Source organism: Chelatococcus sp. XZ-Ab1 (genome assembly GCF_029309855.1).
Taxonomy (GTDB): domain Bacteria; phylum Pseudomonadota; class Alphaproteobacteria; order Rhizobiales; family Beijerinckiaceae; genus Chelatococcus_A; species Chelatococcus_A sambhunathii.
In genome coordinates, this window is sequence record NZ_JARKII010000002.1 from 457,325 (window position 1) to 472,966 (window position 15,642).

Consider the following 15,642-nt stretch of genomic DNA (forward strand, 5'->3'; position numbering starts at 1 on the left):
GCAAAGTCTTCGTTGCGAAGAGGCACGCATCGACACATTCTTGCACGAATTTTCGGGCAAAAGTGAGGGACGGCCGAAGCCCATCCGTCCGGAGCGGTATACGCATGAAGAACACCAAGAGGCCGGCCAGCGCCGCGGACCTCATTCACCAGGGCCAGAAGACCTTCTTCGTGGGCCTCGTCTATGCCGGCATCCTCAGCGGCATCATCAACATGCTGCAGCTGATCGTGCCACTGTTCATGCTTCAGGTGCATGACAGGGTGATCAACAGCCAGAGCCTCGATACGCTGGTGATGCTCATGATCATCGCCGGCATCGGGCTCGTCCTCTTCGGCGTCCTCGACTATATTCGCTCACTCACCTTCCAGGTGATGGGCGGGGCGCTGGTGCGCCGGCTCAACCTGCCGGTGCTGCAGGCGGCCATCGCCGCCTCGGTAGGCCGGGGCGGCGTGCGCGCCAGCCAGGCGATTCGCGATCTCAACGACATTCGCTCCTTCCTCACCGGCAGCGCGATCGGCGTGCCGCTCGAGGTGATCTGGTGCCCCATCTTCCTCGCCGTGCTGTTCGCCCTGCATCCGCTCTATGGCATCCTCGCGCTCATCTCGGCGACGATTCTCGTCGTGCTCAGCCTCGTATCGGACTTTCTCACCCGACGCGCCCTGAAGCGCGCCAGCGAATCGTCGGTCGAGAACATCAGCGAGATCAGCGCCAGCCTCCGTCATGCCGAGGCCATCGAGGCCATGGGCATGCTGCCGGCGCTCGCGCGGCGCTGGCGCAGCGCACAAATGCGGACGCTCGACCTCCTCGACACGGCCGCGCGCCGCGGGCGGGCCATCCATTCCGTCACCCGCACGTGTCGCTACATGATGCAGATCGCCGTCCTGTCCGTCGGCGCGACGCTCGTCATCGAGCAGGAGGTCAGCCCCGGCTCCATGATCGCGGCGAGCATCATCACCGGCCGCCTCCTGCTGCCGCTCGACACGATGGTCGACGGCTGGCGCAGTTGGGTCTTCGCCATCGCGGCCTGGAAGCGCGTGCGGGAGCTGCTGGAGAAGCAGGCACCCGTGCGCGATACGACCCCGACCCCGCGCACCGAGGGCGACCTGCTTGTCGACCGTCTCGTCTTTGCGCCGCCCGGATCGGATGTGCCGGTGCTCAAGGGCGTGTCCTTCGCCCTGTCGCCCGGCGAGATTCTCGGCGTCGTCGGGCCGTCCGCAGCCGGCAAGTCGACGCTCGCGCGGCTCCTCGTGGGGGTCTTCAAGCCGACGGCCGGTGGCGTCTATCTCGATGGGCACAACGTGTTCCTGTGGGAGCGTGGCTCGTTCGGCGAGATGGTCGGCTACCTGCCGCAGAACGTGTCGCTGCTCGATGGCACCATTCGCGAGAATATCGCCCGCATGGGCGAGGCGGATCCACGCCAAGTGCTCGCGGCCGCGCGCCTTGCGGATGTCCATGACATGATCGGCCGGCTGCCGCTCGGCTACGACACACCACTCGGCGACGGCGGCTACACGCTCTCGGGCGGTCAGCGCCAGCGCATCGGCCTCGCCCGCGCGCTCTACGGAGAGCCGCGGCTCATCGTGCTCGACGAGCCCAACGCCAATCTCGACGCCGAGGGCGAGCAGGCTCTGATGCGAGCCATCGTGGCGGCCAAGCAGCGCGGTGCCATCGTCGTGCTCATCGCGCACCGGCCGTCGATCATGCAGGTCGTCGACAAGCTGCTCGTCCTGCAGGACGGCCGTGTCAGCCAGTTCGGGCCCCGCACCTCGATCGTGGCCAGCATTCACCCGGCCGACAAGCCGGCCGCTGCAGTGGCGGACGGCGGGGGCCGCGTCGCTGCGCTCGCGGGTTCCGGGAGGCCGGCATGAAGAAGGACATTGAGATCGTCGCGCCGGAGACGCGCGAGGCCGCACGCCAGCGCGCCAACGAACGCCGCCTCGAGGCGGTGCCCGCGCAGAACTGGGCCGAGCGCTACGAGGCAGATGGGCCGCCCGTGCCGACGCTGCGCGGTCCTGTCATCGCGGGGCTGGTGGCCGTCGTCCTGGGCCTCGGGGGCTTCGTGGGATGGGCTTTCTCCGCGCAGCTCGACAGTGCTGCCGTCGCGACGGCGACGGTCATCGTCGATACGAAGCGCAAGACGGTGAGCCACCTCGAGGGCGGCATCCTCAAGCAGTTGCTGGTGCACGAGGGCGAGACCGTCAAGGCCGGCCAGCCGCTGGTGCGCCTCGACGACACGCGTGCCCGCGCCGACTATGCCGCCCTCGATGCCAAGCGCATCGGTCTCGAGGCGCGCCTGGTGCGTCTCAGGGCGGAGCAGGCGGGGGCCGGGGAACTCGTCTTTCCGGAGGCGTTCGAGACGTCGCCGAGTCCCATCGCCCGCGAGGTCACGCGCGCCGAGCGCAACCTCTTCAGAGCACGCCGGGAGATGTTCGACCGGAAGGTGGACATTCAGAGGAAAACCATCGAACAGCAGGAGGCGGAGCTTGCCGCCATCCGTGCCCAGACCGAGGCCAACACCCGCCAGCGGGAACTGCTCGACCGCGAATTGCAGGCCATCTCCACTCTCGTCGAGAAGGGCTATGCGCCCCGTCCGCGCCTGACCGAGCTGCAGACACGCGAGAGCGAGCTTGCCGGGCGCGCCGGCGAGCTCGTGGCCCGCAAGGCCAAGGCTGAGCAGGCCAAGGCTGCGGCCGAACTGGAGATCCTGTCACTTCAGACGGACTTCCAGCAGCAGGTGGCGGCCGATTTACAGCAGGCTCAGCTCGAGCTCGCGGACACGACCGAGCGCATGCATTCCGCCAAGGACGTGCTGGAGCGCGTCGCGGTGCTGGCGCCGGAGGACGGCATCGTCACCGATATCCGCATGCGCACACCCGGCGGCGTCATCGCTGCCGGCCAGGCGATCCTGGATCTGGTGCCGGATCAGGAGCGGCTCATCGTCGAGGCGAAGGTCAGTCTGCGCGACATCGATTCCGTACACGTCGGGGCGCCGGTGCGGGTGCGCCTCCTCGCCTACAACAATCGCAGCCAGGCGCCGCTCGACGGCCGTCTCATCTATCTGTCGGCCGACCAGCAGATCGACGAGCGCAACCAGGCCGCGTTTTATGTCGTGCGGGCGGAAATCCTGCCGGAGAGCCTTGCGGCCAATCCGTCGGTACGGCTCTATCCCGGCATGCCGGCGGAGATCCTGATCATCAACAAGCCGCGGCTTGCCGTCGACTACCTGCTGGCACCAATCACAGAGAGCTTCAACCGGGCTTTCCGCGAAGAATAGCCGGCGTCGGGTCTCGCTGCGCCCCCCGGAGCCCGGCAACTCCGGAGGGGCTGCCTTGCTGCACCGCCAAACCGCCCAACGATACCTGTCGTCTATCGCATCGTGGCGACGTCTTCCGGTGTTGCGCCGCGGCATTTAATTCGAGTTTCGAACTTTTTTCGCAGCAAATTGAAGCATTAATATATGAAAATGACTTGCTGATTTGATGACGATATTATGGCAATACAAAAGTCATTCCATGAACTATTATTTTATGACTTCACACTCGCAGAAAGCGCCCCTATAGTCCCGCCGTCAAATGCTGTTGTGCGCTGCACACTGCACATGAAGACGAGCCGGCAAGGCCGGGCTGGATGTCCGCTCTCCGGCGAACCAACGAAGGAGACAGCTATGGCGACTCTCGAAGGTGGCGCCTTCGACGACACCCTCTTTGGCACACGAGGCGCAGATGTGATCTGGGGCCACGGCGGCGATGACCTGATCTTCGGCGGTCGGGGCGATGACGTTCTGTTCGGCGGCGAGGGTGACGACCGGCTCTTCGGCGGCCAGGGCGATGACGCCCTGTTCGGCGGCGAAGGAGACGACCTCCTGTTTGGCGGTCAGGGCGATGACATCCTGCAGGGCGGGGCAGGCAGTGACATCCTGTTTGGCGGCCAGGGGGCCGATATCCTCCAGGGCGGCGCCGGCGACGACATTCTCGACGGTGGCAGGGGTGACGACATCCTGCAGGGCGGCGCTGGCGACGACATTCTGCGCGGTGGCCAGGGCGACGACATCCTGCAGGGCGGAGAAGGCAACGACGTCCTCATCGGCGGCCAGGGTAACGACATCCTGCAGGGCGGTGCCGGTGACGACATTCTCCAGGGTGGCGCCGGCAACGACGTCTTTGTCTTCACCGGCGGCGGCGGAAACGATGTCGTGCTCGACTTCAAGGTCGGCGAAGATGTTCTGCAGATCGCGAAGGACATCAACGGCACGGGCATCGCATCGGCCGACGATCTCGTCGACCGTATCCACCAGGCGGGCGCCAATACCGTGATCGACCTCGGCAACGGCGACACGATCACCCTCGTCAATACGGACGCCGAGAGCGTCCAGCAGAATCCGGGCGACTACTTCACCGTCCACTGACAATGAGGGGCGTCGCGGCCGGGCCCGGCTGCGACGCCCCCGCCGATGCGGGGTGAACGGATGGCGTTGATTGATGTCGACGAAAGGGCTGCCGAGCCTGCCGAGGCCGGGCATCCGAGAGTTTTTCTCCTTGATCGCGAGGTGCTTCTGCTCGCATGGGACGTGGCGAAGGCGGTTGATGCCGTGGTGCCGCTGTCCGTCGCAGGTGGCTTGTCGATCGCACCCACGGCTTCGCTGCGCCTGACGCTGGCCGAGGGCGGCACGCGCCTTCTGTGGGCCCTGCGCCGGCCGGCCGGCATGCCGCTGAACATTTGCCTGTCCGCGAGCGCTCCCGGCGAGCGGGTGGACATCGCGATCGGCGCGCAGGAGGCGGTTGCCCCGGCCGATGCGGCAAGTCTGCTGGACGGCCTCGACGCCGCGGGCCGCCTTGCTCTACTGTCCGCGCTCCTCAGTCTCTGGCCGTCGTTGTTCCGCCTGCGGCGCAGCCGCGCCTATCTGCGGCTGCTGCGCTCGCTGCTGCAGGCGATGGCGCCCAATCCGCCGGCTGCCGTCATCCTGGCGCGCGCCGCCGATGATTTCGTTCTCGTCGAAACGATGCTGGCCGCCGGCTTCGGCCGGATCGATGCCGCCTATGCCGTCAGCGACCGAGGTCTCTGCAAGCTCGAAGGCGTGCCGCATTGCGCGCCCTTGCGGCGGGACGGCCGCCAGAGCGTGCACTGGCTGGCCGGCGATGCCGCGCTCTCCGGGCCGGGAGCCCTCATCGTGCTGACAGGGCCCGACGGCATGAGCGTGCGCGCGCTGACGCAGGCAGGTACGCAGCCGCCGACGATGGTGCGCTGGCTGCGCGAGAAGGCGCAGGGCGCGCCCGGCCTGCGCGAGCATCTCCTGCGCGAGCTCTCGGAGCGGTCCGAGGCGGGACAGGCCATGGCGCTCGAAGCGCAGCTGCGCGCCCCTCTGCAACCGCGTCGCGTCGCGGGCGGGGGCGCCACGCCGTCGGCCGAGATTGCCACCGCGCTGGCGACGGCCTCCGGCACGCTCGTCACCGGTTGGTATCGCGATCCGAGCGACCTCGTTGCCGGCATCGAGGCCGTGACGTGCAAAGGGCCCCAGGATCTGACACCGGGCCTTCACCGCTTTCCCGTCGACATCGAGGGGCCTGGCGAGGATATCCGCCTGCGCGCCACCGGCTTCGCGGTGCGGGCGCCGGCCTTTCAGGGCGCCGTGCCGCTGCTGCAGCCGCGCTTCCGGCTGCGCCTCAAGTCGGGCGCCTTCCACGATCTCGTGCCCGGCCCGCAGCCGGTCGATCCGGCCGAGCGCCGCGCGGCCGCCCTGCGGGCCGTGCCACCGCAGCATGTGAACGAAGCGGTTCTGGCCGGCACCATCGCGCCGGTGATCGAGCGGCTCCACGCCGAGGCACGCGGTCGTATCGGCGAACCATCCGTGGTGACGATCGGGCGCCCTCTGGCGCGGCCCCGGGTATCTGTTGTCGTGCCGCTCTATCGCGTGCTCGATTTCCTGCGCTTCCAGATCGCTACCTTCGCGGCCGATGCGTGGTTCCGCGACCATGCGGAGCTGATCTATGTGCTCGATTCGCCCGATCAGGCGTGGGACGTGGAGCATCTCCTCACCGGGCTGCACCTCGTCTATGCGCTGCCGATGAGGCTTGTCGTCATGGCGCGCAACGCCGGCTTCGCGCGGGCCTGCAACACGGGCGCCGCCGAGGCGCGAGGCCCGGTCCTCGCCATGGTCAATTCGGACGTGGTGCCGACAGCGCCCGGCTGGCTACCGGCGTTGGCGAAACGCCTCGACGGGCGCCGCGGCATCGGGGCTGTCGGCCCGAAGCTGCTCTTCGAGGACGACTCGCTTCAGCATGCGGGCATGTTCTTCTCGCAGGACCATCGCGGCCGCTGGCTCAACCAGCATTTCCACAAGGGCATGCCGCGCGATTATGCGCCGGCCTGTAAGGAGCGTATCGTGCCTGCCGTGACCGGCGCCTGCCTCGTCCTGCCGCGCCCGCTTTTCGACGACGTTGGCGGCTTCACCGAAGACTACGTCATCGGCGATTACGAGGACAGCGACCTGTGCCTGAAGATCACGGCGCGCGGGCGGCGCATCCTCTATGCGCCTTCGGTGGAGCTCTACCACCTCGAGCGCAAGTCGATGAAGGAGAGCGCCGACTACATGCGCGGCATCGCCTGGCAATACAACTGCGCCCTCCATACGGCGCGCTGGGGCGATCTCATCACCGACATCATGGAATCCCGCGGCAGCCGTCGGCGCCGGCGGGAGAGGAGCCTTTGTGCATGACAGCCCAGATTGCCCACCGCATTTCCTCGCGCGATGCCTCACCGCTCACGGCGGCGGAGGAGGCGCGCCTGACCTGGCTGACCGGGTCGGTGCTCAACAACCGTTTCCTGCCCGCGCCGCCGCCCGAGAACGTCTTCGTCGGCGACGGCGACTACCGCGCCATCGGCGCCGAGTTCCTCGGCCATTTCGTCCGCCTCGGCGGTCTCAAGCCCTGCGACAGGGTGCTCGACATCGGCTGCGGCATTGGCCGCATGGCCGTGCCGCTGACGCAATATCTCGACAGCGACGCCGTCTACGAGGGCATTGACCCGGTGGGCGAGGGCATCGCCTGGTGCACGCAGACGATCACGCCCGTCTATCCCAATTTCCGCTTCTGCCGCCTCGACGTGGCGCATCCCCTCTACAACCCGGAGGGGCCGCTTGCCGGCGAGGACGTGGTGCTGCCCTTCTCTGACGGCAGCTTCGACTTCGCCGCCATGGTGTCGGTGGCCACCCACCTGCCGCTCGCCGAGATCACGGCCTACATGCGCGAGGTCGCGCGCCTGCTCGCGCCGGGCGGGCGCCTGTTCCTCACCGCCTTCATCGTCACGCCGGGTGACCATGCGCGGGACGGCGCCCGCCCGCGCTTCCAGCGCGGCGAAGAGGCCGGCACCTGGGTGGCCGATCCGGAGGCGCCGCTCGGGGCCATCGGCTTCGATTCCGGCCTCGTCGAGAATGCGGTCGAGACCATGGGCCTGCGCATCGAGCGCGTGAGCCTCGGCCACTGGCGCGGCGGCACCGACGCGCCGCATTATCAGGACGTCATCGTGGCGAAGAGCCCGGGGGCACCCGCATGAAGGTGCTCGTCGTCGCGCACAACCATCCCGACTTCCATCCCGGCGGCACGGAGATCTTCGCGCACGACCTGTTCCTGAGCCTGAAGGAGCGGGGGCTCGAGGCCCTGTTCCTGGCCGCCACCAACCGCATCCACCGCGATCCGCGGCCGGGCACGGCCTTTCAGGGCCTGCCGGGGGCGAGCGACGAGGTGGTGCTGTGGAGCGGCCATTTCGACCGCTTCTACATGAGCCAGACCGATACCTATGGTGTCGTGCCGGACCTCAAGGGCCTCATCGAGAGCTTCCGGCCGGACGTGGTGCATATCCACCACCTCCTGCTCGTCGGCGTGGAGTTCATCGCCCTCGTGCGACGCCTTCTGCCCGAAACGCGCATCGTTGTGACGCTGCACGACTATTATCCGATCTGCGCGCATGACGGGCTGATGATGCGCACGAAGGAGCGCGAGCGCTGCGACGCGGCCTCGCCGCACCGTTGCCATGGCTGCTTCCCCGAGATCGGTGCGGACCGCTTCCTGCTGCGCGAGCGCCACCTGAAGACGCACTTCTCGCAGGTCGACCTGTTCATTGCGCCGAGCCGCTTCCTCAAGGAGCGCTACGTCGCGTGGGGGCTGCCGTCCGGCGCGATCGAGGTGGTCGCGAACGGCCGGCCGGCGGTGCCGGCTGCCGCCCATCGCTCCTCCCCCGACGGGCGGCGGCCGGTTTTTGGCTATTTCGGCAACTTCAATCCGTGGAAGGGTGTGACCGTGCTGCTGAAGGCGGCGGCGCGGCTCGCGGACCTCGATGGCTTCGCGCTGCGCCTGCATGGCGGGGCGCCGTTCCAGGCCGAGCACTTCGTGGCGGAAGTCGACGAACTCGCCGCCGCCGTGGAGCCGCATGTGGTGCGGCTCGGCCCCTACCGCCGCGACGAACTGCCGGCCCTGATGGCGGCCGTCGACTGGGTGGTGATGCCCTCGATCTGGTGGGAAAACGCCCCGCTCGTCATCCAGGAGGCCTTCCGCCACCGCCGCCCGGTCATCGCGAGCGGCATCGGCGGCATGGCCGAAATGGTGCGCGACGGTGTCGACGGCCTGCTCGTGCGGCCGGACGATCCGTCCGCGCTCGCCTCGGCGATGCGCGAGGCGGCGGAGACCCAGGGCCTCTGGGATCGGCTCGTCGGAGGCATCGCTGCGCCGCCGGATATCGGCGAGGTCGCGGACCGGCACATCGCCCTCTACAGCCGCGCCGGCCGTATGGCCGACGCCGCCTGAACGAGGAGAAAGCCTCATGACTGCTGCGCAAGCAACGACAGAACGACCAGCGCCCCAGTCGGCGACGCCCGCGCCCGAAGCGGCCGCCAATCTCGCCGCCGACATCAACGGTCGCATGGATGCCATCGAGGGATCGCGTCTGTTCGGCTGGGTATGGGACCGCAATCGCCCGCTGGAGCGACTGCAGGTCAAGGTGCTCATCGCCGGGCGCCAGGTGTTGTCGACGGTGGCCGACAAGCCGCGGGTGGACCTGCGCCGCAACGGTGTCGGCGACGGCGCCCATGCCTTCGAGGTCGATCTGCCGGAATTCGTGCTGCACCATATCGACCAGCTGTCCATCATCGCCACTTCGCCGTCGACGGGCCAGGAGACGGCGCTGCGCATGCCCTCGCAGGACGAGCGAGCGGCGGAGGCGGCGATGAACACGCCCCTCGGCCGGGTGCTGGATCAGCTCGACGTTCTGATCGCGGCCCAGCGCCGTTCGCAGATCATCCAGCGCGAGGCGGCCGAGGCGCTGCGCATGACTGCCGAGCAGGTGGAGAAGATGTCCTCCAATGAGGAGGGCATAGGCGCCGCCGTCGAGCTCGTACGTGCGAGCCAGGCCGAGCTGACGCGCCGCGTATCGGACATCGAGGTGTTCCTCATGCGCTTCGACCGTACGCTTGCCGATTTCGACGAGCGCATCCGCGACCTGACGCACACGGCCGACCGACCGATGCGCCGCGCAGTGGCGCTGCTCGGCGCGCTCAGCCTCGTGGCCGCTGCGTCGTCGATCGCGGTGCTGCTGGTCCTCGTCGGGAGGATGGGCGCGTGAGGCGGGTCTGGCACGTTCGATCAGGGGGAGAGGATCAATGACCGACCAGGCGGACCTGCCCATCGACGGCGAGACGGCGCTCGCCGCGCCCATCGGCGAGGAATTCGTGCTTGTCCTCGGCGTGGCCGATGCCATGCCTCAGACGCTCCAAGTGCTGCTCAACGGCGACCCGGCGATGTGCATGGAGGCGACGGTCGTCTCCTGGCGCCGGCCGGGCGCGCCGTCCGACGCCGCGGTCGGATTCGTGGCCGCCATACCGCTGCAGATCAACGGGCGCCTGCGTCTCGGCTCCGTCGTCATGCGGCGGGCGGGGCGGCCGGCGCGCTTCACGCTGATGCGCCGCGCGCTGCCGCTGCCGCGGCTGCTCCACCTCATGGCTGGCGATGCGGGCGACGCCTTCGCCGAGGCTGTCGACGGGCTCATCCAGGCGCTGATGGCGGGCAAGGGCAGTCAGCGGCGGCTCGCCGCGGCGCTCACCATGCTGCAGGTCGCGGCGCGCAACGACGGTTTCGTCGAGGTGATGGGTGCTCTCGATACGGGCGAGATCTACCTGCAGGGATGGTCCACCGAACTGCCGGCGGATGCGACGCGCCTGCTCGTCTCGCACGAGGGCTTCCTCGTCGGCGATTTCGTCGCCGCGACGGTGCCGCGCGAGGACCTCGGTGGGAACGGCCGCGGCTTCGTCGGGCTGCTCGATCCAGGCAAGGTGCCCGTCGAGGCGGATGCCTTCGAGCGCCTGTTCTTCCGGGGTGCTGAGGGCTGGCGCGCGCTCGACATCTACGAGCGGCGCGTGCTGCTCGCTTCGACCGACGTACCCGCGCACATCCGTGACGTGTTGCCGCGCGCCGAGGCGAGCCCCGAGACGCTGCGACAGCTGCGCCGCGCGGCGCAGCGTTTCGATGGCCGCGACACCGTTTCGGCACTGCAGAAGCCGATCCGCCTCGGCATGGACATGGTGGCGGAGGTCCCGGGCGGTGGCATGCTCGTGTCGGGCTGGATGCTCGATCCAGACGGGCTCGTCGACACGATCGCATTGCGCTGCGGCACCATGGCCGAGGGCATCAATGGCACCTGGACGCGCCTGCCGCGACCGGACGTGACTCATGCCTTCCAGAACGATCCGCTCTTTGCCGGGCGTGTCGATCCCGCACGTCACGATCACGGCTTCCTCGCCTTCGTGCCCGGCGTCTCGGCGAGCGACGGCGCCCCAGCCTATTTCGAGCTGGCGATCGGCGAGGACACGATCGCCTTCTACCCGCTGACGGTCACGCGCGGCCTGTCGCGCCGGGCGCTCGAGCGCCTGATGTCGGCACTCGATCCGCACACCGCGACCGCGTCGGTCGCCATCGAGCGCCACATCGGGCCGATGCTGCAGGCCATGGAGCGGCCCGCGCCGCGGGTCGTCGAGACGCGCGACTTCGGCTTCGACGAGGCGGCGCCGCTGGCGCTCGTCGTCGGCGCCGCCGGCGAGCCGGAGGAGGCGGCGGTCGCCCTCTGCCTGCTGGCGCTCGATCCGGAGACGCGCAACGTCCCGATCATCCTGTCCGTGCCCATCGGCCATGCCGACCGCATCGGCGCCGACGCGCAGCGTCTCGCCGGCTTCTACGGGCTGCGCCTCAGGCTCGTCGTTGCGGAGGGCATCGAGGACATGTGCGACGCCTTCGAGGCGGCCGTGGGCGCCACGAGCGCCGAGACGCTCGCCTTCCTTTCCGCCTCGGTGCTGCCGCGCGAGGCCGGCTGGCTGTCGCGCATGGAGCGCGCCTACCGGGCCCGCGGCGGCAAGGTGCTCGTCAGCCCCACCATCGTCTTCGAGGATGATTCCATCCGCTTCGCGGGAACGTGGCTCGAGACCGAGGATGGCGAGCGGCGGCTGAGCGACCGCTACATCGGCTATCCGCGCGACGTGGTGCGCAACGCCGAACCGAGTGACGTCGTCGCCGGTACGGTGGCCTGCTGCATGCTGCCGCGCGCCGCCATGGAGGCCGTCGGGGGCTTCAACCGGTCCTATCTCGGCGCCACGGAAAAGGGACGTGACCTGTGCCTGCAGCTCAAGCTCGCCGGCACGCCGTCCATGTGGCTGCCGGAGGTCGAGATGATCGCTGCGGAAGAGAACGCCGGCGCCATCGCGACACCGTGGCAGAAGCTCGCCCAGCGTGCCGATAGCTGGAGCTTCAACCGCCGCTGGTCGCTCCTTGTCGCCAACATGCGGGGGTGAAGATGACCGATCGTTCGAGAGCCGACCGTCAGACGCCGCGTGCCGCGAACCATCCGCTGCGCGTGCTCGTCGTCTCGCATGGCCACCCGAGCTTTTCGCTCGGCGGCGCCGAGATTGCATCCTACAACCTGCATAAGGGGCTCAACCGCATCGATGGCGTCGGCTCGCGCTACCTCGCCCGCGTCGGCCATCCGGTCGCGCGCCACGGCGCGACGGCACTTCTGAGCCTGCGCCAGAAACAGGGCGAGATCCTCTACCACGCCGACGAATACGACCATTTTCTGCTGTCGAACCGCAATACGGAGGAGATCGAGTGCGATTTTCTGCGCGTGGTACGCGATCTCAGGCCGGACGTGGTGCATTTCCACCACTTCATCGGCCTCGGCCTCGAATGCCTCTATGCCGTCCGGCAGGCACTGCCCGAGACCTTGATCATCGTCACCTTCCACGAGTTCCTCTCCATCTGTCACCACCACGGGCAGATGGTGAAGACCGGTGGCGCCAAGCTCTGCAACCGCGCTTCGCCGGCGGATTGCAACGCCTGCTTCCCTGACATCTCACCGGCCCGTTTCCTGCGGCGGGAGCATTTCGTGCGGGGCCTCCTCGACGTTGCGGACCATTTCGTCTCGCCGAGCCGCTTCCTCGTCGAGCGCTATGTCGACTGGGGGCTTGACGCCTCGCGCTTCACTGTCATCGAGAATGGGCTCGACATCGCCGAGCCTGCGCCGCCGCGGCCGCTGCCGGCGGGCGGGCGGCGCTGCCGCTTCGCCTATTTCGGCCAGATCACGTCCTTCAAGGGCGTCGACGTCTTGCTCGATGCGGTCGGGCGGATTCCTGAAGCGGTGTGGGGCGAGGATGCCCAGCTGATGATCTTCGGCGGCAACCTCGAGCGCCAGCCCAAACCCTTCCAGGAGAAGATCGAGGCGCTGATCGAGCGGGCCGGCCCGCGCGTGCGCTTCTACGGCGCCTACCAGAACAGCGAGATGCCGCGCCTTATGCGTTCCATAGACTGGACGATCATCCCCTCCATCTGGTGGGAGAACTCGCCCATCGTCATCCAGGAATCCTTCTTCCACGGCCGCCCGCTCATCTCGAGCAACATCGGCGGCATGGCCGAGAAGATCACCGACGGCGTCGACGGCCTGCACTTCCGCGTCGGCTCGTCGGAGGACCTCGTCGACCGCATGGTCGAGGCGCTGACGGACGAGACCCTGTGGGAGCGGCTGCGCGCGCGCATCACCCGCCCCATCGACTACGAGGAATGCGCGCGGCGCCACCTCGATCTCTACAACGCCGTCGCCGCGGAGCGCGCCGCGACCCGGGCCACCGCCGCGGTGCCCTCGGCGGCGGCGCGCAGCGCCTGAATTGTCCATCGTAACGCCACAGGTGAAAGGGAGAGGTCCTATGGCAAGAATTCTCGTGATGATCCCCTCGGGAGAGGTCTACGATCACGACTGCGTCCGCTGGTACCGCTACAAGGATGTTCAGGCGCACATCAACCATTATCATAACATCGGCGACGCCTTCGTCTTCGATTCCTCGCTGAAGCTTCTCAACTACGAGAAGCTCGACGTGCTGCAGATCGCCAACCCGAACCTCGACGACATCGACCGCATCAACCGGGAATACGACTACGTCTTCCTGCGCGGTTCCAACTACGTGCACAAGGACATGAAGTGGAGCCGCACGCTCGAGGTCCTGCAGCGGCTGAAGATCCCGGTCATCGCCTTCGGCATCGGCGCCCAGGCACCGGTCAAGGGCAAGATCGAACTGTCCGACGAGACGAAGACCGTGCTGCGCATGATGGCGGATTCCACCACCTCCATCGGCGTGCGCGGCGCCTATTCGGCGCAGGTCCTGTGGGACATCGGCATCCGCAACGTGCGCATCGTCGGCTGCCCCACGGCCTTCCGCCGCAACGACCCGAACCTGGCGATCACCCTGCCGCCGCTGGAGAAGGTGAAATACGCCGGCATCACCATGCGCCGTGAGGTCTCGCCGGCCTATGCGCAGGACATCAAGCGCTATCTCACCTTCCACCGCGACCTTGTGAAGTCGCTGGCCCAGCGCTTCGACGTGGTCCTGATGGCCCAGGGCGAGGTCGAAGAGAAGAAGATCGTCTTCGGCACGCCCGAGCAGAAGGAGGAAGCCTTCGAGGCGCTGCGGGCCAACAAGTGGGTCTCCGAGTGGTATCTCGACGAGGTGATGGAGAAGCTGCACCGCGAGCGGCTGTTCTATTCCGACGTCGTTGCCGACTACGAGGCGCTGGTGCAGCAGAAGGATATCGTCCTCGGCTACCGGCTGCACGGCAACCTGATGGCCCTGTCGAACGGCACTCCATCCATCTACTTCACCTACGACAGCCGCACGGTGGAATTCGCCGAGACGTATCAGATCCCCAGCTTCGACGTCTTCTCGGGCAAGGACTTCGTGCTCGAGGAATACTGGGACCAGTCGCTGTTCGACAAGTTCAACCGGGCCTATCATCACACCTATCGCGAGATGCGCCAGTTCCTCGTCGAGAACGGCGCCGACACCAAGATGGTCGACGTCATGCAGAAGACGCCGGAGCCGGCGCGCAAGGTGGCGTGATGGCGGCCAGCGCGAGGGGGGTAGCCACCGCTGTCATTGCAGGAGCGCTCGCGGGTGCGATCGCGACCGGGCTCATGCCCGGCGCGGCCCGCGCACAGACCTCCGGCGGCTATTCCCTCGCGCCGACGGGGCCGGTCGAGACCGTGTTCGACTGGTCCCGCGACGCCTGCGTCAAGAGCCACGTGCCGGATGCTCCGGCGCGTGCCTTCCGCAACGCGGATGGCGAGGTGCGGCTGATCATCAGCCACAACGACAACCGCGCGCTGCTCGGCCCCAGCCTCGATGCGGTGGTGCCGAGCTGCGCGGTGATCTACGAAGCCAACCGCTCGCCGAAGCTCGCCGCCTTCGACGACCTCAGCTGGATCAGCAGCGTTTATACGGGCGACGGGCGCACGGTCTATGCGCTGGCCCACACGGAACTGCGCGGCGAGCGCACCCCGGGCCAGTGTCCGGCCGGCAAGTACAGCGCCTGCCTGCTCAACACCGTCACCGGGCTCGTCTCGCGTGACGGCGGCCGCAGCTTCCGGCCGGAGGGGGAGGGCGGCCCGCCCGTCGTGGCGACCTTGCCCTACGACTTCCCGACCGATCGCAAGGCGCGCGTCGGCTACGCCAATCCGACCAACATCATCAAGCGCGACGGCTGGTACTACGCCTTCATCTTCGCCGACGGCTACCGGGCGCAGAAGCGCGGCGCCTGTCTCATCCGTACGAAGAACCTTGGCGATCCGGCGTCTTGGCGGGCGTGGAACGGGCGCGATTTCTCCGCCCGCTTCGTCGATCCTTTCCGCGACGAGGTGACCGATGCCGACGCGCACACCTGCACGCCAGTGGCGACGCGCATCATCGGCCGCATGATCGGCGGGCTCGTCACGCTGCGCGATAGCGGCGAGGTGATGGCGGTGTTCGGCGACAAGCGCAAGATGCCGGACGGCCGCGTGGTCGAGGGCTTCTTCACCTCCACCTCGCGCGATCTCATCGAATGGAGCGAGCCGCGGCTCGTCATGGCGGCCGAGCTCCTGTGGGACAAGTCGTGCGACGAACGGCACGCCTATTTCTACCCCTCGCTCATCGACCCCGATGCGAAGACCTTTTCCTATGAGGATTTCGGCGAGCGCGGCTATCTCTATCTCACGCGTTATCAACTGAGAAACTGCAAGGTCACGTGGGATCGGGATCTCGTCCGCGTGCCGGTGGAACTGAAGCGCGGTGGCTGATAAGGCCGGGCA

At 67.9% G+C, this 15,642-nt stretch carries 11 protein-coding genes; all 11 read left to right on the top strand.

All coding sequences use genetic code 11. From position 1 onward, the window contains the following. Positions 1-104: 104 nt before the first annotated feature. A complete protein-coding gene (locus P2T65_RS05555) occupies positions 105-1,868 on the top strand; it encodes a type I secretion system permease/ATPase (RefSeq protein WP_276199367.1) in 1,764 nt (587 codons plus the stop codon). Beyond that, positions 1,865-3,274: an HlyD family type I secretion periplasmic adaptor subunit gene (locus P2T65_RS05560; protein ID WP_071924697.1), complete on the top strand. Its 1,410-nt coding sequence runs from the start codon at positions 1,865-1,867 to the stop codon at positions 3,272-3,274. Before P2T65_RS05555 ends, P2T65_RS05560 begins: the two co-directional genes overlap by 4 nt. Positions 3,275-3,664: 390 nt before the next feature. Continuing rightward, on the top strand, positions 3,665-4,405 hold the full coding sequence (locus tag P2T65_RS05565; RefSeq protein WP_055458605.1) for a calcium-binding protein: 741 nt from the start codon (positions 3,665-3,667) through the stop codon (positions 4,403-4,405). Positions 4,406-4,546: 141 nt separating this feature from the next. Next, the gene (locus tag P2T65_RS05570; protein WP_276199368.1) at positions 4,547-6,712 is read left to right on the top strand and encodes a glycosyltransferase; all 2,166 of its coding nucleotides are present in this window, start codon (positions 4,547-4,549) and stop codon (positions 6,710-6,712) included. Beyond that, positions 6,709-7,548 (top strand): class I SAM-dependent methyltransferase, encoded by an 840-nt coding sequence (locus P2T65_RS05575; RefSeq protein WP_055458603.1) that lies wholly within the window; start codon positions 6,709-6,711, stop codon positions 7,546-7,548. The genes P2T65_RS05570 and P2T65_RS05575 overlap by 4 nt, the downstream gene beginning before the upstream one ends. Next, a complete protein-coding gene (locus tag P2T65_RS05580) occupies positions 7,545-8,795 on the top strand; it encodes a glycosyltransferase family 4 protein (protein ID WP_055458602.1) in 1,251 nt (416 codons plus the stop codon). Before P2T65_RS05575 ends, P2T65_RS05580 begins: the two co-directional genes overlap by 4 nt. A 16-nt stretch (positions 8,796-8,811) precedes the next feature. Beyond that, positions 8,812-9,609: a hypothetical protein gene (locus P2T65_RS05585; protein WP_063188773.1), complete on the top strand. Its 798-nt coding sequence runs from the start codon at positions 8,812-8,814 to the stop codon at positions 9,607-9,609. Between the two features lie 37 nt (positions 9,610-9,646). Next, positions 9,647-11,824 carry a hypothetical protein gene (locus P2T65_RS05590; protein ID WP_055458600.1) on the top strand — a complete coding sequence of 726 codons (2,178 nt, stop codon included), beginning with the start codon at positions 9,647-9,649 and terminating at the stop codon, positions 11,822-11,824. A 2-nt stretch (positions 11,825-11,826) separates the two neighbouring features. Beyond that, positions 11,827-13,188: a glycosyltransferase family 4 protein gene (locus P2T65_RS05595; protein ID WP_276199369.1), complete on the top strand. Its 1,362-nt coding sequence runs from the start codon at positions 11,827-11,829 to the stop codon at positions 13,186-13,188. Positions 13,189-13,228: 40 nt separating this feature from the next. Further along, positions 13,229-14,416, top strand: coding sequence for a polysaccharide pyruvyl transferase family protein (locus P2T65_RS05600; RefSeq protein ID WP_055458598.1), 1,188 nt, complete (start codon positions 13,229-13,231; stop codon positions 14,414-14,416). After that, on the top strand, positions 14,416-15,630 hold the full coding sequence (locus P2T65_RS05605; RefSeq protein ID WP_063188769.1) for a hypothetical protein: 1,215 nt from the start codon (positions 14,416-14,418) through the stop codon (positions 15,628-15,630). Before P2T65_RS05600 ends, P2T65_RS05605 begins: the two co-directional genes overlap by 1 nt. Positions 15,631-15,642: the final 12 nt, after the last annotated feature.

Bases quoted from the DNA above. Each gene is read 5' to 3' on its own strand.
- P2T65_RS05555 (WP_276199367.1), top strand. From the start codon at position 105: ATGAAGAACACCAAGAGGCCGGCCAGCGCCGCGGACCTCATTCACCAG.
- P2T65_RS05560 (WP_071924697.1), top strand. From the start codon at position 1,865: ATGAAGAAGGACATTGAGATCGTCGCGCCGGAGACGCGCGAGGCCGCA.
- P2T65_RS05565 (WP_055458605.1), top strand. From the start codon at position 3,665: ATGGCGACTCTCGAAGGTGGCGCCTTCGACGACACCCTCTTTGGCACA.
- P2T65_RS05575 (WP_055458603.1), top strand. From the start codon at position 6,709: ATGACAGCCCAGATTGCCCACCGCATTTCCTCGCGCGATGCCTCACCG.
- P2T65_RS05580 (WP_055458602.1), top strand. From the start codon at position 7,545: ATGAAGGTGCTCGTCGTCGCGCACAACCATCCCGACTTCCATCCCGGC.
- P2T65_RS05585 (WP_063188773.1), top strand. From the start codon at position 8,812: ATGACTGCTGCGCAAGCAACGACAGAACGACCAGCGCCCCAGTCGGCG.
- P2T65_RS05590 (WP_055458600.1), top strand. From the start codon at position 9,647: ATGACCGACCAGGCGGACCTGCCCATCGACGGCGAGACGGCGCTCGCC.
- P2T65_RS05595 (WP_276199369.1), top strand. From the start codon at position 11,827: ATGACCGATCGTTCGAGAGCCGACCGTCAGACGCCGCGTGCCGCGAAC.
- P2T65_RS05600 (WP_055458598.1), top strand. From the start codon at position 13,229: ATGGCAAGAATTCTCGTGATGATCCCCTCGGGAGAGGTCTACGATCAC.
- P2T65_RS05605 (WP_063188769.1), top strand. From the start codon at position 14,416: ATGGCGGCCAGCGCGAGGGGGGTAGCCACCGCTGTCATTGCAGGAGCG.